The sequence below is a fragment of the Streptomyces sp. NPDC005485 genome (genome assembly GCF_040606085.1).
Taxonomy (GTDB): domain Bacteria; phylum Actinomycetota; class Actinomycetes; order Streptomycetales; family Streptomycetaceae; genus Streptomyces.
The window spans coordinates 13,597-32,460 of record NZ_JBEXDZ010000070.1 but is presented as its reverse complement, the minus strand read 5'-3'; the positions used below and the strand labels follow the sequence as shown (position 1 = coordinate 32,460).

Genomic DNA, 18,864 nt, shown 5'->3' with positions numbered 1-18,864 from the left:
TCACCTCGGCCGGTGGGATCAGTCGCCGCCGGTGACCGTGCCGGCGGCGCGGTGAAGTTCCGCGAGGACCGCGCGGACAGCTCTGCGGGCGGTGCGTTCGGGGCGGTGCAGCACGTCGATATGGCGCAGGGCCCGTACGCCGTCGAGCGGTTTGAGGACGAGGGCCGGGTGCGGGCGCGTGGTCCAGCGGGGCATCAGGGCGAGACCGCCGCCGGCGGCGACGATCTCGGCGACCACGGCGAACTCGTTGACGCGGTGGGCGAGATGGAGCCGCCGGCCCGCGGCGGCGCCGATCGCCTCGATGGTGGCCATCACCGGGAACCCGTCGTGCACGGTGATCCAGGGCTGGTCGGCGACGTCGGCGGCGCCGACCCACGGCCGGGCGGCGAGCGGGTGGTCGGCGGGCATGGCCACGTCGAGGGGCTCGCGCAGGAGGGTGCCGGCGGTGACGGTGCGCGGCCACGGCGGTGTGTGGTCGAGACGGTGGGCGAGGACGAGGTCGTAGTCGCGGGTCAGCCGCGGGAAGTCGTCCTGCGGGACGTCCTCGTCGCCGAACGCCAGGCGCGGCCCGCCGGGCGCCGCGAGGCCGCGCAGCAGGAGGGGGAAGAACGTCGAGGCCGCGCTGTGGAAGGCGGCGACCGAGACGTCCCCGTCCGGCCGGTCGACGAACTCCTCGACCGTGTGGCGTGCCCGAGCGAGCGCCGTCTCCACCTCGATCGCGGCGCCCGCGAGGGCCTGCCCGGCGTCGGTGAGCACCAGCCTCCGGCCGTGCCGCTCGGTGAGCGGGACGGGCATCGAGCGCTGCAGCAGGCGCAGTTGCTGCGAGATCGCCGAGGGGGTCACCAGCAGCGCCTCGGCGACCGCGGTGACGCTTCCCAGCTCGCCGAGCTCCCGCAGGATCCGCAGTTGTCGTTCGTCCACGGCGACAGTGTAGGCCGCCGATGTAGGCGTACTAAAAGATCCTTTTAGAAGGTGGCTCTGGGCTTCAGGTATCTCTGCGGTGCACCGTGGGCGGGTGCCTGATGCCCGCCGTACCGATGCGGTACTTCTGCTGGTCGCGATCGTCTGGGGTTCCAGCTATCTGGCTGCCCAGACTGCCACCGCCGCCCTCCCTGTCCTGGTCGTCCTCTTCGCGCGCTACGCGCTCTCCGCGCTCGCCTGTCTGGGTCTCGTCGCCGGGCGGCCAGGCCGTGGGGCGCCTCGGTGGTGGACCCGTGACGAGATCCGGGCCGGGCTGCCGCTGGGGGTCACGCAGGCCGCCGTGCTGATCGTGGAGACGTACGGCGTCGCGCACACGAGTGCCGCCAACGCGGGCCTGATCATCAGCCTGACCATTGTGCTCACCCCGCTCCTCGACCGCGCGGGCCGTCGCGGCGGGCTGCCCCCGGCGTTCTTCGCCGCCGCCGGTCTCTGTGTCCTGGCCGTCGGCCTCCTGATGTCCGGCAACGGGTTCCACGCTCCGCGCAGCGGCGACCTGCTGATGCTCGGCGCCGCCGTGGTCCGGGCGGGGCATGTCGCGCTGGTCGGCCGGTTCACGGTGCGCAGGTCGATACGCCCGCTCCAACTGACGACCCTCCAGACCCTGGTCGGCACCGCCCTGTTCCTGGTGCCTGCCGCCGGTGACCTCCCGGTCCTGGCGCACGCCGATACCGCGACCTGGGCCCAGCTGGGCTATCTCGCCCTCTTCTGCAGTGTGTTCGCCTTCCTGGCGCAGACCTGGGCCGTGCAGCGCACCTCCGCCAGCCGGGCCAGTCTGCTGCTGGGCACCGAGCCGGTCTGGGCGGCCACGGTCGGCATCGCCCTGGCCGGCGACCGGTTCACCCTGCTCACCGGTCTCGGCGCGACGCTGCTCGTCGCCGGTACGTACTGGGGCCAGGCCGTCGAACGCGCCCACCGCACCGAGGGCAGCCACGCGATCGCCGAGGCGGCCAGCACCGCCGGGGCGAGCGCCGGACCGGCCGAGGAGGACCTCACCGCACCGGACCTGAACAAGGACGCCGTACGCCGGTCAGCAGCCCTGCCCGGCGCCTGAGCGACCCGTCTGCCGCACCCCGGCCGCCGTCAGACCGTCTCGTCCGCCAACTCCCGCAAGGGCCAGGTCCCGTCCACCACGGCCGCCGCGTCGCCCTTGCGGCGCAGGAAGCTCTGGAAGTCCGCCGCCCACTGCGCGTACCACTCGATCTGGCGGCGGTGCAGCTCCGCCGGGCCGAGGGCCGCGACCTTCGGGTGGCGGACGGCTATCGCGCGGGCGAGCCGGGCCGCGGCGAGCGCGTCGGCCGAGGCGTCGTGGGCGGCGTCCAGCGCCACCCCGTACTCCGTGCAGACCGCTTCGAGGTTGCGCTTGCCCCGGCGGTAGCGGTCCACGGAGCGGTCGATCGTGTACGGGTCGATGACCGGGGCCGGATCGACGCCGCCGAGGCGCTCGCGCAGGGACGGCAGCCCGTGGCGCCGCAGTTCGGCGGAGAGCAGGGTCAGGTCGAAGGCCGCGTTGTACGCGACGACCGGGACGCCCGTCTTCCAGTACTCCACGAGGACGCCGGCGATCGCGTCGGCCACCTGGTCGGCGGGCCGGCCCTCGGCGGCCGCCCGCTCGTTCGAGATTCCGTGCACCGCCACCGCGTCCGCGGGGATCTCCACGCCCGGATCGGCCAGCCACTCGCGATGCCCGGCCGGCTCCCCGTCCTTGAGCTCGATCACGGCCCCCGTGACGATGCGCGCCTCCCGCGGATCCGTCCCGGTCGTCTCCAGGTCGAAGCCGATCAGCAGCTCCCGGTGCCAGCCCATGGGTGGCCCCCCTTCTTCGTGGTGCTTTCCCCCAGTGGTCTCCACGATCCCATGCGCCACTGACAATCCGACGGGCGCATTCCGCTTCCCGGGCCCACGCGGCAGGGCGACCCGTGACTTGAGGTCAGGAGACGGGACGCGAGTCCGCCCAGGCCAGCTCGAACTCCTCGCGGTATGTCGGGAAAAGACCTTCTTCGCCGTTCTCGTCCGACTTGAGCACCCGGCTACCGCCGCGCAGGACGAGCACCGGGGCCTCCAGGCCACGGGTGCGGCGCAGATAGGACTGCACGACGGCGACACCGTCCGAGCCGTCGCCGTCGACCAGGTAGGCGGTGAAGCGGGGGGTCTCGTCGAAGACCTGGATCTCGAAGGCGCCCGGGTCGCGCAGCCGGGCCCGGACCCGGCGCATGTGCAGGATGTTCATCTCGACGGCGCGGCTCAGCTCGCCCCGTTTGATGCCGAGTTCCCGCTCGCGCCGCTTCACGGCGCTGGACGCGGGGTTGAGGAAGAGCAGCCGTGCCCGGCAGCCCGACTCGGCCAGCCGCACCAGACGCCGTCCGGAGAAGTTCTGCACGAGCAGGTTCAGGCCGATGCCGATGGCGTCGAGGCGGCGGGCGCCGCCGAAGAGGTCCTCCGCGGGGAACTGGCGCAGCAGGCGCACCCGGTCCGGGTGTACGCCGACGACGTCCGCGTACCGGTCGCCGACCAGGTTCTCGACGGCGTCGACGGGCAGCCGGCGGGCGGAGGGCACGTCGCTGCCGGAGCCGAGGATCTCCAGCAGCTTGGCCGAGGCGCGCTCGGCCTGGGCGAGGACCGCCTCGGACAGGGCGCGGTTGCGGGAGACGACGTTACGGGTGACTTCCAGCTCGTCCAGGGCGAGTTCGACGTCGCGGCGCTCGTCGAAGTACGGCTCGAAGCAGGGCCAGTGCTGCACCATCAGCTCGCGCAGCTGCGGCAAGGTGAGGAAACTCAGCACGTTGTCGTCGGCCGGGTCGAGCAAGTAGCCCTTGCGGCGGCTCACTTCGCGGACCGCGACGGCCCGTTGCACCCACTCCTGACCTGCCGGTCCGGCGGCGGCGACCACCCAGTCGTCGCCGTGGACGGGGTCGTAGATGGGCCGGAGAACAGCGGCCACGACCGCGCGCAGCCGCTGTTCTACCAGGTTCAGCCAGATGTAGGCGCGCCCGGCTCGCTGGGCGCGCGTACGTACCTCGCGCCAGGCGTCGGCTCCCCAGTCCAGTTCCGGTCCAATGGAACCCATCTCCATCGGCCGCGCCAGGGACACCGCGCCGGGTGGGACATCTGTGGAGTTCCCCTCGTGACCCTCGTCACCAGGAGGCAACTCCAGCCCTCCCGAGCCCACCCGCGCACCGCCTTCCGCTCCCCCGAGCCTCCGGGGGGCCTGGCCCCCACTCAACGATCAAGGAAGGGTACTCCGGGAGCGGTCGGCGGTGCAGCCGGATGGACAGGGTAGTTTCTCAACTACCGTCTCGGACATGCCCGTTCTGGTCGGCGAGCTCGGCCGGAGTGAGCGGATTCATAGCCGTGACGTCACGCGGGACGATCGAGAAGCCCTGCCAGTGGACCGGCATGGGCTGCTGGTCCTCGTCGCGGGCTATGTGGTGGAAGCCCACGTTGACCCACATGATGGGGTGCTTGAGAGCCTGACCGTTGACCCACTTGTCGACGGACTTGCCCGCCCCGGTACCGCAGTTGTGCAGGTTGTTGCTGGCGTACTGCTCGCACTTCTTGTACTCGGTGAAGTAGATGTCGCGCTTGGTGAAGTTGCGGCCGAGGAACTTGCTGGTCGCCCCGGGCACGAACTCGTACGAGCGGGCGTGGTTGTCCTTGTTCTTGCCGGCGTCGCTGACGACCCGCCACCAGCGCCCGTTTTTGGCGTCGCCCGCGAGTTCCTTGGTGACCTTGGTGAGGGTGGTCTTGGTGGACGGGGCCTGAGCGCCCGCCGCGGGCGCGCTGACCGCGGAGTCGTACTGCTCGACCCGGTTCGTGGTCGAGCCGTCCAGGCCGAAGTTGAGCCGCCAGAAGATGTTGTGCCGGTGGCTCGTGGCGTAGTCCTTGGCGCCCTTGCCGATCGGCCAGCCGCGGCCGTCGCCCGCGTCGTAGTCCTCGGGCGCGAGGCTTCCGGTGGCACCCGCGTTCATGTTGATCGTGCCGTCGTCCTGGAAGCGCCACTCGGTCATGTACTCGTACCAGCCGACCTTGTTGACCGTGTAGACGAGCAGGTCCTTGCCCTGGGCCTGGAAGACCTTGTTGCCCGTGTCGGACTGCATCCGGTAGGCGTGACCGCGCGAACGGGTCGTGGTGCACAGGCCCTTGACGTTGGCCTGCGACGGGTCCCAGGCGTCGGGGATCTTCACGTTCTTGATGGTGCCGCCGGGACACTCACCCGCCGCCAGGTTCATCAGTCCCTGGCCGAAGCCGAAGCCCGTCAGGTCGTCGTACTCGACCGATCCGTCGTCGTAGGGGACGTCGATCTGGGCGAGCTTGGCGCTGGTGAGGACCTTGATCGGCTGGGCCTCGCCCTTGGGCTGGTAGGAGATGTTCTCCAGGACGAGCCCGGCGTTGCTCTCGTAGTGCCAGCACATCCGCCAGGTGGTGCCGGTGGAGAGCTTCTGCTCGATCTTGTAGTCCGCGCTGCAGTTGGCGGCCGCCGCGGAGGCGGCCTTCGCGGCGGTCTTGGCGGTGGTCTTCGGCTGGGCGGAGGCCGGGCCCGCGGCCGAGGTCACGCCGACGGCGAGTGCGGCCACCGAGAGGCCCACCGCCGCCCGGCTGCGGGCACGGCTGATTCTGTTGACGCGCATGAAGAAGGGACTCCTTGCGGAAATCAGGAGGGTTTGGAAAGTGGACGGAGGGCGGCTCAGCCGAGCTTGCCGACCTTGCGAGCGCTCAGGTCGATCACGAAGTCTCGGGTGTCGATCCAGGCACCGTTCTTGATCTTCGGGAACAGCCTTACGCAGCGGTGCTTGCCGCAGTCCGCGACGCCGGCGGGAGCTCCGGAATTCGCCCGGTAGACCATGCTGGTGAGCATGAGCTGCTGCTCGGGCGAGGTGAGCTTCTTGCCGGTGGCGTCCTTGTAGTCGGCCTTCAGACCGGCGCCGAGCGGGTCGGCGATCAGCAGCTTGGCCGCCTCGATCGACTCGTCGCGGGTGATGGGCGGCTGGACACCGTGCTGCGTGTCCGTCCCCTCGACCTTGCCCGTGTCGAGGTTGACGGTCCTGGTGACGAGCGAGTCGTCCTTGTAGTCGTAGTACGTCACGTCCGCGCGACGGGGCGCGTTCGGGTCGTCGATCTCGTTCTCGTCGGGTTCGGCGAGGTCGATGCCGAGGCGCTGCGGCCCGCGGTCACCCTCGACGTTCTTGCTGGCGCCGAACGACGAACGGTTCAGCGCGATCTGTTCGACCCGCTTCAGTTCGTCGTCGGTGAGCGGGTCGCGGCCCTTGCCCTTCGCGCCCTCGGCGGGCGCCGCCTCGACGACACCCGGCTGCACGGCCGACTGGTCCTGTCCCTGCCCTTGCCCCTGTCCGGCCTGCTGGGCGGACCCGGCGCGACCGGCGCCGCCCGAGTCGTCCGCCCCCGCGGAACCCGGCAGAGTGATGCCGACCATCACGGCGGTCCCGGCCACCGCAATGGCCGCACCCGCCACCACCTTGCCCAGATGGCGGTGCACTATCTTGCGCACATCTTCCCCCACTCCCCCTGTTGTCTCTAGGAGTTCTTCGAGCCCCACTGGTTCGGCATACGCGGTATGCCAGGTCGATCGGTAAGAGGGACGTAAGTCATAGGTGGTTCCATCACTTTCGGGGAGACTCGGCACGGAGTCGCCCACGGAAGCGCAGCACTACTGGAAGAGTCGTGTCCATGCAGGTCTGGCCTGGAGAGGCGTACCCACTCGGTGCCACGTACGACGGCGCCGGCACCAACTTCGCGGTCTTCTCGGAGGCCGCCGACCGGATGGAGCTGTGTCTGCTGCACGACGACGGCTCCGAGACGGCGGTGGAGCTGCGCGAGACCGACGCGTTCGTACGGCACGCGTATCTGCCCGGGATCATGCCCGGACAGCGCTACGGCTTCCGTGTCCACGGGCCGTACGCGCCGGAGCGCGGGCAGCGCGCCAATTCCGCGAAGCTGCTGCTCGATCCGTACGCGCGTGCGATCAGCGGTTCGATCAAGTGGGGCGAGGAGGTGTACGGCTATCCGTTCGGGTCGCCCGACAAGCGCAACGACCTGGACTCGGCGCCCCACACGATGACGTCGGTCGTGGTCAACCCGTACTTCGACTGGGGCGACGACCGGCGCCCGCGCACCGAGTACCACCACACGGTGCTCTACGAGGCCCACGTGAAGGGCCTCACGATGCTGCATCCGGGCCTTCCGGACGAACTGCGCGGCACCTACGCGGCGCTCGCACACCCGGCGGTCATCGGACACCTGACGGAACTGGGCGTCACCGCGCTGGAGCTGATGCCGGTGCACCAGTTCGTGAACGACCACCGTCTGGTCGACATGGGCCTGAACAACTACTGGGGCTACAACACGATCGGCTTCTTCGCCCCGCACAACGCGTACGCCTCCTGGGGCGACCGCGGACAGCAGGTCCTGGAGTTCAAGTCGGCGGTCCGGGCACTGCACGAGGCCGGCATCGAGGTCATCCTCGACGTGGTCTACAACCACACCGCCGAGGGCAACCACCTGGGCCCGACGCTCTCCTTCAGGGGCCTCGACAACGCCTCGTACTACCGCCTCGCGGACGATCCCCGCTACTACACGGACACCACGGGCACCGGCAACTCCCTGCTCATGCGCTCACCGCACGTGCTCCAGCTGATCATGGACTCGCTGCGCTACTGGGTCACCGAGATGCACGTCGACGGGTTCCGTTTCGATCTCGCGGCGACGCTGGCCCGGCAGTTCCACGAGGTGGACCGGCTGTCCTCGTTCTTCGACCTGGTGCAGCAGGACCCGGTGGTCTCCCAGGTGAAGCTGATCGCCGAGCCGTGGGACGTGGGCGAGGGCGGCTACCAGGTGGGCAACTTCCCGCCGCTGTGGACGGAGTGGAACGGCAAGTACCGCGACACCGTACGGGACATGTGGCGCGGTGAACCGCGCACGCTGGCGGAGTTCGCGTCCCGGCTGACGGGCTCCTCCGACCTCTACCAGGACGATGGGCGGCGCCCGCTGGCCTCGATCAACTTCGTCACCTGTCACGACGGTTTCACGCTGCACGACCTGGTGTCGTACAACGACAAGCGCAACGACGCCAACGGCGAGGACAACCGTGACGGCGAGAGCCACAACCGGTCCTGGAACTGCGGCGCCGAGGGCGAGACGGACGACGCGGACGTCCGTGCGCTGCGGGCCCGCCAGATGCGCAACTTCATCGCGACGCTGATGCTCTCGCAGGGCGTGCCGATGCTCAGCCACGGCGACGAGTTCGCCCGCAGCCAGGGCGGCAACAACAACGCGTACTGCCAGGACAGCGAGCTGGCCTGGGTGCCGTGGCCCGAGGACGGCGACGAGCTGCTGGCGTTCACCCGCGCGATGGTGTGGCTGCGCCGCGACCACCCGGTCTTCCGGCGGCGCCGGTTCTTCCACGGGCGCCCCGTGGAGGGCACGCACGACGAGCTGTCCGACATCGCGTGGTTCACCCCGGAGGGCAAGGAGATGACCCAGCGGGACTGGGACTCCGCGCAGGCGCGGGCGCTCAGCGTGTTCCTCAACGGCAACGCGATCTCCGAGCCGGGACAGCGCGGGGAGCGCATCAGCGACGACTCGTTCCTGCTGATGTTCAACGCCTCGCCGAAGCCGTTGGAGTTCGTGGTGCCGGTGAATCACGGGCGCCAGTGGCAGGTGGTGATCGACACGGCATGTCCCGAGGGGGTGGCACCTGGCACGGGCGCGAAGGTCAAGGCCGGGGACCGGCTGACGCTGGTGGACCGGAGTCTCACGGTGTTGCAGCGGCCGGCGTAGGGACCGGGCCGGCCGTGGGAGGCACGCGCGTGTGGAGGTCGATTTCCGATGACCGGGTGCGCGCGCGGGCTCAGTCGGTCGGCAAGCGGGGCTCGTTTGCGTGCGTCGGTGACACGAAAGGCGGCCGGGCGGGTACGTAGGTCTGCATGACACCTGAGCGTCCCGACCCGGTGCCCGGGCCCCCGGTCCCCGCCGCACCGACCGCCACGTACCGGCTGCAGCTGCAGCCGGACTTCCCCTTCACGGCCGCCGAGGCGGCCGTGCCGTACCTGGCGTCGCTCGGCGTCTCGCATCTCCACCTGTCGCCCGTCCTGGAGGCCGTCCCGGGATCGACGCACGGCTACGACGTGGTGGACCACGCGCGCGTGCGGGCCGAGCTGGGCGGAGAGGAGGGGCTGCGCTCGCTGGCGCGCACCGCGCGCGAGCACGGCCTCGGCCTGGTGGTGGACATCGTGCCGAACCACATGGCGATGGCTCCGCGGCACAACCACGCCCTCTGGGAGGTGCTGCGCGAGGGGCCCGAGTCCCCGTACGCGCGCTGGTTCGACATCGACTGGGAGGCCCAGGACGGACGACTGCTGCTGCCGGTGCTGGGCGGCCCGCTGGGCGCGGAGATCGGCCGTCTGAAGGTCGACGGCGACGTCCTGCGCTACTACGACCACGTGTTCCCGCTGCGCGAAGGCACCGAGAAGCTGCCGATGCCCGGGCTTCTCGACGCGCAGTGGTACCGCCCGGCCTGGTGGCGGCTGGCCCGTACGGAACTCAACTACCGGCGCTTCTTCAGCATTTCGGAGCTCATCGGGGTGCGTGTCGAGGACCCGGAGGTGTTCGCGGCGACCCACGCGAAGATCCTGGAGCTGCTCCGCGACGGCGTGGTCGAGGGGCTGCGGATCGACCATCCCGACGGACTCGCCGACCCGGACACCTACCTTCGCCGGCTGCACGAGGCGACCGGGGGCCGCTGGACGGTGGTGGAGAAGATCCTCGCGGACGGGGAGCACCTGCCGGCCGCGTGGCCCGTCGCGGGCACCACCGGCTACGACGCGCTGCGGCAGGTCGACGGGCTCTTCACGGACCCCGCGGGCGCGGGCGAACTCCTCGGCCAGTACCGGCGATTCGCGGCGGTGCAGGGCGACCGGGGAGCGCACTGGGAGTCGACCGTGCGCCGGGCGGCGTACAAGGTGGTCACGCACGAGCTGGCCACGGAGACGGACCGTCTCACGCGCGTGGCGAGCCGGCTGAGCGCCACCGCCGAGGATCCGGCGCTGCGCGACCGCGCCCCCTGGGCCCTGGGCACCGCCCTGCGCGAACTCCTCGTCCGCCTGGAGGTCTACCGCCCCTACCCCTCCACGGACGCCGCCTCGGTCGTCACCGGGGAGGCCGCCGCCGAGGCCCGGAAGGCCTTCACGGTGCCGGAGGAGGCCGAGGCCGTGGACGTCGTACGGGATCTGGTGCTCGGGCGGGCCGGGGAGGGGCCGGAGGCGGCGGAGTTCCGGGCGCGGTTCGCGCAGACGTCGTCGGCGCTGCGGGCCAAGTCCGTGGAGGACACGGCGTTCTACCGCTATGTGCCGCTGCTGTCGGCCAACGAGGTGGGCGGGAACCCGGGGAGCCCCGCCGTGTCCCCGGACGACTTCCACGCGTACTGCGCGCGTGTGCAGCGCGACTGGCCCGGTACGGGGACGGTGCTGTCGACGCACGACACGAAGCGGAGCGGTGACGTCCGCGCGGCTCTGTCGGTGCTCACCCAGTGCCCCGGGCGGTGGGCCGACGTCCTGGCCGAGGTGACCCGGGCCGGCACGGGCGTGCCCGACCCGCAGCTCGCGTGGGCCGCGTGGCAGACGGTCTTCGGCCTCGGCCCGGCCGCCGCGGAACGCGTCCAGGGAGCCCTGCTGAAGCACGTCAGGGAGGCCGGGCTGCACACCGCGTGGACCGAGCAGGACCCGGCCTACGAGGAGGCCCAGGCGGCGTTCGTCGCGGAGGGTCCGTGCGGCTCCCCCGGGAGGCTCGTGACGGGCCTGCGGGCCGCCCTCGCGCCGCATGTACGGGCGAACGTCCTGGGCGCCGCCCTGGTCCATCTGACGATGCCCGGCGTTCCGGACGTCTACCAGGGCACGGAGGCCGAGTACCTGGCGCTGGTCGACCCGGACAACCGGCGTCCCTTCGCCCCTGCGGACCAGCCCTCCGAGAAGACGGACCTCACCACGGCAGCCCTGCGCCTGCGCGCGCGCCGCCCCACCGCCTTCGGCGACGAGGCGACGTACACCCCCCTGCCGGCCGAGGGCCCGGCCGCCCCGCACTGCGCGGCGTTCGTGCGCTCCGGAGAGGTCCTCACGGCCGTCACCCGCCTGTCCCTGCGCCTGGCCGAGGCGGGCGGCTGGCGTGACACCCTGCTTCCGCTCCCCGCGGGACGGTGGGCCGATGTACTGGCTCCGGGGCGGGAGTTCACGGGGCACGCGCGCGTGGAGCAGCTTTTCGAGACCTTGCCGGTGGCGCTGCTGGAACGGGTCAGCGACAGCGGACCGGGAGGGTCCGGGGCGAGCGGCTGATCAGGCCCTCCGCGGCGGGCCGCGCCCCCGGAGCCCACCGCAGGTCCGGCACGGCGGCCAGCAGGGCCTTCAGGCCGTGTTCCGCCGTGAGACGGGCGAGGAGAGTGCCCGGGCAGGAGTGCGGTCCGGAGCCGTACGCGAGCGGACCGGGATCGGTGCGGAAGGCGTCGTAGCGGTCCGGGTCGGCGAAGCGTGCCGGGTCGCGGCCCGCCGAGCCGAGCAGACAGGCCACCGTGGCACCGGCCGGCACGACGCCGACCGGTTCGGTGGCGCGCCGCAGCACCACGTGCAGCGGCGGATCGCGGCGCAGCGACTCCGCCCAGGCACCGGCGGTGAGCTCGGGGCGGGCGCGGACGGCCGCCAGTTGGCCCGGGTGGTCGAGGAGGTTGGCGAGGAACGACGCGAGCGCCCTGGCTGTCGTGTCACCGCCCGCTCCGAGCAGGGTTCCGGCCAGCCCCGCCACGGCTTCCTCGGGCAGGGGGCGTCCGCCGACGCGGGCCGCGCACAGCACGGACAGCAGGTCGGTGCCCGGGTGGGCCCGGCGGCGGGCGATGTACGGGCGCAGGAAGGCGTCGAGTTCGGGGTGGTGGCCGCCGAGGTGATCGAGACCCGTGCGGCACCAGGTGTGCACGCGCGCGGTGTCCTCGTACGGCAGCCCCAGCGCGGCGACGGCCGCGGCGGCCGGCAGCCAGTGGCAGAACTCGGCGACGAGGTCGGCCTCCCTGCGATCGGCGAGGCGGCGGGCCAGGACGTACGCCGTGCGCTCGACTCCCGCGCTCAGGGCGGCCGACGCCGGACCGCGGAACGCGGCCGCGACGAGCGAGCGGTGCATACCGTCCGCCTGGTGGGCGGGAGTGTGTCCGGGCGGCGGCGCGACGAGCCGCGGGTCCTCCAGCGCGGCGCGTACGTCGGCGTACCGGCTGACCAGCCAGGCGCCGAAGGGGGCGTCGTGGACGAGGGGGAAGTGCTCGCGGAGGGTGCGGTAGAGCGGGTGCGGGTCGCGCTCGACCGCGGGGTCGCGGAGGCTCGGCGGGGGTCCGCAGGGGCCTGGCGGCCGCATCCCGGGGGAAACGGTGGCCACGGCAGTCAGTCCGCCCGAAGGGCCGGCGAACCCGGGAAGACACAGCACCAGCGGCTCCCGCCTGTGCGTCGGCGCGCAGGGGCGATGCGCGCGGTTGCTCCCAGGTGACCACCCCGGGCCGCTGATCGCAGCCCGCATGAGCCCGTACGGGTGACGCCGGCGTCCCGCGGGGCATCGCGCGCCGCGCGATCGTCCCGGCGCCCGGCACGTCGGCGCCCGGCGTTGCGTCGCACGCCGCGTGATCACCCCAGCGCCCGGCACACGCCCGCGCACACGCCCAGGGCTCGCGACAGACAGACGGCGTGCGGTGACGAGCGACGCCGTCCTGGCAGGGGGGACAGCGGGCGAGCGCCGGTGCCTGGCGTACGTCGGCCTGCATGCCGCCCGGTGGGACGGGCACGCCGACCCGGTGGGACCGGCGCGCCGACCGAAGACGGCGGCACCCGGCGTCCGCACGGCCGGAAGGTGTTTCCGGCGGCCACGGGACCGGCATCCGCACCGGCGGCGAGTCCCACGCCGCCGTCGCGCACCCGGCCTCACCCGCCCGCCAACACCCCTTTCCTGCCGATATGTTCACCCGCTGACGGTAAACGCCACTTGGCGCCCCCTGGAGCCTCCCCACCGGCTGCTTGACAGTTCAACCCTCTTCATGGAGTACTGCGAAGGCGACCCAAAGCGGACAAGTCGGGGGTGAGTCTCCTGCTGGAGTTGCGCTACCCCAGTGTGACCGAAATCGTCTCGTCCGCCCGGGCGTTGGCGGCCCATCGCCCCGCGCTGTGCAGCCTCAGGGAAGTCGGCGTCTCCCGGGGCGGCAGACCCCTTCACCTGCTGTCCGTCGGTCACGCACGGCGCGCGGTGCTCGTCGTGGCGGGTGCGCACGCGAACGAACCGACCGGGGGTTCGACCCTGCTGTCCCTGGCCGAACGCGTGCTGCACGAGCGGGAGTTGAGGGCCGGCACATCATGGCACTTCCTGCTCTGCGCGGACCCGGACGGGGCGAGTCTGCATGTGACACCCGCGCCGCGCACCCTGCTCGACTACCACCTCGGTTTCTTCCGCCCCGCCGGTCCCGAGCAGCCGGAGTGGTCCCCCTCCGTCCTGCCGCCCGACCGGCTGCCGCCGGAGACCCGCGCCCTCACCCGGGTGATCGACGAGGTCAGGCCGTATCTCCAGGTGACCCTGCACGGCACCGATCTGGGCGGCAGCTGGGTGCAGTTGACCAAGGACATCCCGGGGCTCGCCGAGCCGTTCGCCAAGTCGGCGGCGGAGTTGCACATCCCGGTGGAGACCGGCGCCTCCGACGCCGCGGGCTGGCCCGCGTCCGGACCCGGGGTGCATGTGATGCCGGCGCCGGGCTCGGGCACGGCGTACCCGAGCATGCCCGACGACGCACGGCACAGCACGTGGTACCACGCGCACCGGTACGGCGGCCTGACCGCGGTCGTCGAAGTGCCCATGTGGGCCAGCGACCTGGTGGACGATCCGACGCCGCACCCGGACCCGGCGGACGCGTTGCGGCGGCTGGCGCGCCGACTGCTGCGGGACGCGCTCCAGGTGGAGGCCGTCCTCACGGAGGCGATGCCCCGGCTGAGCGGTCCGGACGGTCCGCTGCTGCGGGCCGCCAAGTGGGCGCTGGAGCTGGTGCCGGGCCTGGCCGCCGACTGGATCCGGACGCCTCCCGCAGACACCACGATGGCGTACGTCGGCAGCGTGGACGCGTTCGGCCGCCGGCTCCCGCTGCGGGCCGCCTCGATGCTGCTGCGGGTCCTGCAGGAGGCCGACGACCGGGCGGCGCCGCGTCTGGAGGCACTCGTCGCCATCTGGTGCGACGCCTTCGCCGAGCGCTTCCGCGCCCGCTGGGTCCCGCTGGAGCACCAGGTCGAGCACCAGTCCCGTACGGTGCTCGCGGCGGCCCGCCACGCACGCGCGGACGCGGCCTAGATCAGTCCGCCGGCGCGAACACCGCTCCCGTTTCGGCACCCAACACGCAGGAGTTGGCGAAGGTGTGCCGGTACTCGGTCGGGCGGCCGTTCCACTCGCCGTGCGCGGAGGCGGTGACCGGCGCGTAGATCATCGGGCAGAGGACGTCGGCCCGGGGCGGGATCCGGTCGATGCGGCCGTCCGCCGCGTCGAGTTCCTCGCAGGCCTCGGCCGCGCGCGCGTGCCCCTGGGGCGGGTCACAGAGGAGCAGCGTGCCGCCGCCCGTGTCGGCGGATCGGGCGTCGCCTCGGGCGACCGTGAGGTAGAGCCAGTTCCCGGAAGCGGCCTCGTGGGGAGCGGCCTGCGCCGGGAGCGCGCATGCCGTCAGCAGGACCGCCGACGCGAGGAGACCGCCGCGTACCGCTTGAGTGGTTCTTGTCATTCCTGGTGCATCGGCACGGCGGGCTCCGAGCCCCACCCGTTCTCACTCGAACGGGAGCGCACGGGCACCTGCGAGGCGGCGAGTTCGAACGCGGCGAGCACCACGCGCGCCTGGTATTCGACCTGGCGGACGACCGGGATCCAGCGCGCCCCGTGGCCGTCGCGGTAGTCAGCGCACCACCCGTCGATGAGCCGGTCCAGCTCGGGCAGCACGCCGCCCGGGTCGCGCCCGGAGCCGGTCACCAGCTGACGCAGCAGCCCGGCGGTGCGCAGGGCCACCCGACGCCCCGCGAGGCTCAGGGAGGTCAGGCGGGCGGTGTCGAGGCGTGGCAAAGGGCGCGAGCCGACGGCGCAGGTGTCGGGGTCCCAGGAATCGGCGAGACCGGGGCCGACCAGTAAATAGTCGTCGACCGGCGCGAGGAGGCAGTCCGTGTCCGGGGAGGCGGCCAGCTGGGGGCGCAGCCGGGCGAGGATGTCCTCAAGGAGGCGTGTGTCGCGGCGCAACGTGCCGCTGACAGCGCGCAGGACCGCGTCGGCGTCGGCGGGCGGCGTGGCGTCCTCGACGGCCGTCACGCCCCACATGGGGGCCTCGACGATCGCGGTCACCGTGCCGTGCCGGTGCGGATGGAACCAGGTGGACTCGACCGCGGCCTCCGTGATCGCGGCGGCCAGGTCGCCGCGGTGCGGCGGGGGAATGCGGTAGACGGCGGGGCCGAGCGCCGGCCAGTACAGCGTGTCGTAGGGACCGAGTTCGCGCGGGATGCCGTGGCGCGCCGCGATCTGCGCGACCCGGTGCGGGAGTCCGGGCAGGTCGCGGGTGAGTTCGACGAAGGCGCCGCCGACGTCGACACCGTGCAGGGAGCACTGGAAGAAGGGCCGCAGCTCGTCCTGGAGGTCGAGGAGGGCGCGGGTCTCGGGCAGGACGGCGCCGTCCGCGCCCTCGGGCAGCCACTCGGGCTGTTCCAGGAAGCCCGGCCGGAAGAAGTGCCTGAAGTAGTGGCCGAGCGTGTACGGGCCGGGCAGCCATGCCTCGTTGCGGCGGGAGCCGTCGGGGTCGAGGCAGAGCAGCAGGTTCCAGGTGGCGTCCGAGCCCTCGCGGAGCCGGGGGTCGGCCAGCGCCCGCTCGGCCAGCCTCAGCACGGTGGCGCCGCCCACGGGTTCGTTGGCGTGCGGCCCGGCGACGACGAGGGCCTGGCGGCTGCCGTGCCCGACGGACAGGAGCCAGAGCGGATTGCCTGCCCGGGAGGTGCCCACGCGGCGCAGTCGGGCGTTCCGCGGGTGGCGGGCGACGAGCGCTGCCGCACGGGCGCCCAGCTCGTCCACGGTCGGATAGCGCGGAAGTGGCGGCAGGGGACACCTCCACTGTGCGATGCCGTCGGTTCACCTGGTGTGCATGGTGTAGGCACAGTCAGTCACGGCTCAAGGGGTACGTCAACACTGCGGAAGGCAACGGAAGTTGAGGGTGAGCCCAGAGTGAATCCCAGGCCAGAGCTCTGCGGGACGCGGGGGCCCTGGGGCACCGGGCGTCGAACGCTCAGCCGGCAGCCAGCCGGAACGACATCCGCCCGAAGCCGACCATGTCACCGTCGCGGACGACGGCCGCGCCGATCACGCGCCGCCCGTTGACGGTCGTGCCGTTGGTCGAGCCGAGGTCGCGCAGCACCCACAGACCGCCGTAGCGGCTCAGTTCGGCGTGCACCCGGGACACCGTCTCGTGGCTGAGCCGCAGCCCGTTCGCGGGATCGCGGCCGATGCGCAGCGGGTAGGGACTGCCCGGGTTGGGCAGCAGCAGCTTGGGCAGCCGCTCGGCCTGCCAGGCCCTGCGCAGCCGCACGGTGAAGCCGGAGACCGCCTCGACGGTGCCGAACACCAGCTTCGACCACCGTTTCTCGGTGGGCAGGTCGGCGGTGAGCGCGGCGAGTTCGTCGGACCTGCGGGCGGTGAGGGCCAGCTCCATACGGCGGACGAACGTGTCGTGCGAGAGGCGGCCGAGGGCGACGCCGTCACGGAGCACCTTCAGCGCCCGGTCGCGCTCCGCGTCGGACAGCCGCGCGGGGTACGTGTGGAACTCGAAGGACGACGTCACGGTCGTGATTGTCGGTCAGCGAAAGCGGGGTGTCCAGAAAACGGGGAAACGACCACTGCGGCCGACAGGGTCGTTCCGTGCGGCAGAAGGGCGGCAGAAGGGCGGCAAAAGGGTGGATCCGAAAGCGAATTGATCTCGTTTGACGCACCATGGACGGGCTGCGCCACAGTGAGCGGCATGGAGCGACGAGTGGGCAACAGCGGACAAGCGAACAGGTGAGCTGACAAGGGGGAACCGTCTGTGCGGTTCGATGTGTGGGCACCGCAGGCCGACCGGATGACGCTCCACTGCGAGGGCGGCGCGCGGGCACTGGAGCGCGATCCGGAGCGCGCCGGGTGGTGGACGGGCGAGGCCGACGCGCGGGACGGCACGCGGTACGGGTTCGCGGTGGACGACGGGCCAGTGCTGCCCGATCCCCGCTCGCGCCGTCAGCCGGACGGCCCCGACGGGCTGAGCGCGGTGGTCGACCAGGGACGGTACGACTGGCTTGCCGAGTGGCCCGGGCGCCCGCTGCCGGGCGCGGTCCTGTACGAGCTGCACGTGGGGACGTACACCCCCGAGGGGACGCTCGACGCGGCCGCCGGGCGGCTGGAGCACCTCGCGCGACTGGGCGTCACCCACGTCGAGTTGATGCCGCTGTGCCCGTTCCCCGGACGGCACGGATGGGGGTACGAGGGTGTCTCGCTGTGGGCGGTGCACGAGCCCTACGGCGGCCCCGAGGCGCTGAAGCGCTTTGTCGACCGGGCGCACGAACTCGGTCTGGGCGTCGTCCTGGACGTGGTGCACAACCACCTCGGCCCGTCCGGGAACCACCTGCCCGCGTTCGGGCCGTACTTCACGGACACCCACCACACGCCCTGGGGCTCCGCGGTGAACCTGGACGCGCCCGGCTCGGACGAGGTGCGCGCGTATCTCGTCGGCAGCGCGCTGGCGTGGCTGCGGGACTACCGGCTCGACGGGCTGCGCCTGGACGCGGTGCACGCGCTGATCGACACGCGCGCGTGCCACTTCCTGGAGGAGCTGTCGACGGCCGTGGACGGCCTCGCCGCCGACCTGGGGCGCCCTCTCTTCCTGGTCGCCGAGTCGGACCTGAACGACCCGCGGCTCGTGACGCCGCGCAAGGAGGGCGGCCTCGGACTGCACGGCCAGTGGAACGACGACTTCCACCACGCGCTGCACACCGCGCTGACCGGTGAGGCGCAGGGCTACTACGCGGACTTCGCCCGGGCTCCTGTCGCGGCGCTCGCGAAATCGCTGACCTCGGGCTTCTTCCACGACGGCACGTATTCGAGCTTCCGCGGGCGCCACCACGGGCGCCCCCTGGACCGTACGCGCGTCTCCGCGCACCGGCTGCTGGGCTACGCGCAGACCCACGACCAGGTCGGCAACCGCGCGCAGGGCGACCGGCTCTCGGCGTCCCTCTCCCCCGGGCTGCTGGCCTGCGCCGCCGCGCTGGTGCTCACGGCGCCGTTCACGCCGATGCTCTTCATGGGCGAGGAGTGGGCCGCGGGCACGCCCTGGCAGTTCTTCACCGACCACACCGATCCGGAGCTGGCGGAGGCCGTACGGCGGGGCAGGCGGCGGGAGTTCGCGGCGCACGGCTGGGCCGAGGAGGACGTGCCGGATCCGCAGGACCCGGCGACCCGGGAGCGCTCCTGTCTCGACTGGTCGGAGCCGGCGCCCGGCGCGGAAAACGGGCTCCACGCGCGCGTGCTGGACTGGTACCGCGATCTGATCGCGCTGCGGCACAGCCAGCGGGACCTGTCGGACCCCGATCTCGCGGCGGTCAAGGTCGCCCACGACGAGGGGGCGCGCTGGATCGCGTTCCGGCGCGGGGACGTCCAGGTGGCCGTGAACCTCGGCAAGGACGCGGCGGCGATCCCGCTGGGCATCCGCAACGCGCGCGTGCTGGCCGCGTGGGAGCCGGTGGAGCGACCGGGCGCCGACGGGCTGCTGCACCTGCCGGGCGAGTCGTGCGTGGTGCTGGCGCAGGCTTGAGCTCCCGGGACGCCTCGGCT

At 72.4% G+C, this 18,864-nt stretch carries 14 protein-coding genes; 5 read left to right on the top strand and 9 right to left on the bottom strand.

Translation table 11 applies throughout. The annotated features are described in order from the left end of the window. Positions 1-18 precede the first annotated feature (18 nt). Positions 19-921 (bottom strand): LysR family transcriptional regulator, encoded by a 903-nt coding sequence (locus tag ABZS97_RS23390; protein WP_356140259.1) that lies wholly within the window; start codon positions 919-921, stop codon positions 19-21. Between the two features lie 94 nt (positions 922-1,015). Here ABZS97_RS23390 and ABZS97_RS23385 point away from each other — a divergent pair, with 94 nt between their 5' ends. Then, complete coding sequence (locus tag ABZS97_RS23385) at positions 1,016-2,032, top strand: DMT family transporter (protein WP_356140258.1); 1,017 nt, start codon at positions 1,016-1,018, stop codon at positions 2,030-2,032. A gap of 29 nt (positions 2,033-2,061) precedes the next feature. On the opposite strand, the gene ABZS97_RS23380 is transcribed toward ABZS97_RS23385, so the two are convergent. The 4 genes from ABZS97_RS23380 to ABZS97_RS23365 form a co-directional block, all read right to left on the bottom strand. After that, positions 2,062-2,784, bottom strand: a complete 723-nt coding sequence (locus ABZS97_RS23380) for a 3'-5' exonuclease (protein WP_356140257.1) — start codon at positions 2,782-2,784, stop codon at positions 2,062-2,064. A gap of 124 nt (positions 2,785-2,908) precedes the next feature. Further along, complete coding sequence (locus ABZS97_RS23375) at positions 2,909-4,147, bottom strand: SAV2148 family HEPN domain-containing protein (RefSeq protein ID WP_356140256.1); 1,239 nt, start codon at positions 4,145-4,147, stop codon at positions 2,909-2,911. A gap of 115 nt (positions 4,148-4,262) precedes the next feature. Next, entirely contained in the window at positions 4,263-5,606 is a 1,344-nt protein-coding gene (locus ABZS97_RS23370; RefSeq protein WP_356140255.1) for a copper amine oxidase, read from the bottom strand. Positions 5,607-5,662: 56 nt separating this feature from the next. Then, entirely contained in the window at positions 5,663-6,484 is an 822-nt protein-coding gene (locus tag ABZS97_RS23365) for a Tat pathway signal sequence domain protein (protein ID WP_356140254.1), read from the bottom strand. 179 nt (positions 6,485-6,663) lie between these two features. On the opposite strand from ABZS97_RS23365, the gene glgX reads away from it, so the two are divergent. Both glgX and treY read left to right on the top strand, forming a co-directional pair. After that, positions 6,664-8,772, top strand: a complete 2,109-nt coding sequence (gene glgX, locus ABZS97_RS23360; protein WP_356140253.1) for a glycogen debranching protein GlgX — start codon at positions 6,664-6,666, stop codon at positions 8,770-8,772. Positions 8,773-8,918: 146 nt separating this feature from the next. Next, entirely contained in the window at positions 8,919-11,318 is a 2,400-nt protein-coding gene (gene treY / locus ABZS97_RS23355) for a malto-oligosyltrehalose synthase (protein ID WP_356140252.1), read from the top strand. Here treY and ABZS97_RS23350 read toward each other — a convergent pair. Further along, on the bottom strand, positions 11,278-12,399 hold the full coding sequence (locus ABZS97_RS23350) for a cytochrome P450 (RefSeq protein ID WP_356140251.1): 1,122 nt from the start codon (positions 12,397-12,399) through the stop codon (positions 11,278-11,280). The genes treY and ABZS97_RS23350 overlap by 41 nt on opposite strands. Before the next feature lie 690 nt (positions 12,400-13,089). Between ABZS97_RS23350 and ABZS97_RS23345 the strand changes: the two genes are divergently transcribed. Continuing rightward, the gene (locus ABZS97_RS23345; protein WP_356140250.1) at positions 13,090-14,340 is read left to right on the top strand and encodes a M14 family zinc carboxypeptidase; all 1,251 of its coding nucleotides are present in this window, start codon (positions 13,090-13,092) and stop codon (positions 14,338-14,340) included. Between the two features lies 1 nt (position 14,341). Here ABZS97_RS23345 and ABZS97_RS23340 read toward each other — a convergent pair whose 3' ends face one another. The 3 genes from ABZS97_RS23340 to ABZS97_RS23330 all read right to left on the bottom strand — a co-directional run bounded on the left by ABZS97_RS23340 (position 14,342) and on the right by ABZS97_RS23330 (position 16,846). Next, a complete protein-coding gene (locus tag ABZS97_RS23340) occupies positions 14,342-14,761 on the bottom strand; it encodes an SSI family serine proteinase inhibitor (RefSeq protein ID WP_356140249.1) in 420 nt (139 codons plus the stop codon). Further along, entirely contained in the window at positions 14,758-16,083 is a 1,326-nt protein-coding gene (locus ABZS97_RS23335; RefSeq protein ID WP_356140248.1) for a M14 family zinc carboxypeptidase, read from the bottom strand. Before ABZS97_RS23335 ends, ABZS97_RS23340 begins: the two co-directional genes overlap by 4 nt. 211 nt (positions 16,084-16,294) lie before the next feature. Then, on the bottom strand, positions 16,295-16,846 hold the full coding sequence (locus ABZS97_RS23330; protein WP_356140247.1) for a DUF1707 and FHA domain-containing protein: 552 nt from the start codon (positions 16,844-16,846) through the stop codon (positions 16,295-16,297). A 240-nt stretch (positions 16,847-17,086) separates the two neighbouring features. On the opposite strand from ABZS97_RS23330, the gene treZ reads away from it, so the two are divergent. After that, entirely contained in the window at positions 17,087-18,844 is a 1,758-nt protein-coding gene (gene treZ, locus ABZS97_RS23325) for a malto-oligosyltrehalose trehalohydrolase (protein WP_356140246.1), read from the top strand. Positions 18,845-18,864: the final 20 nt, after the last annotated feature.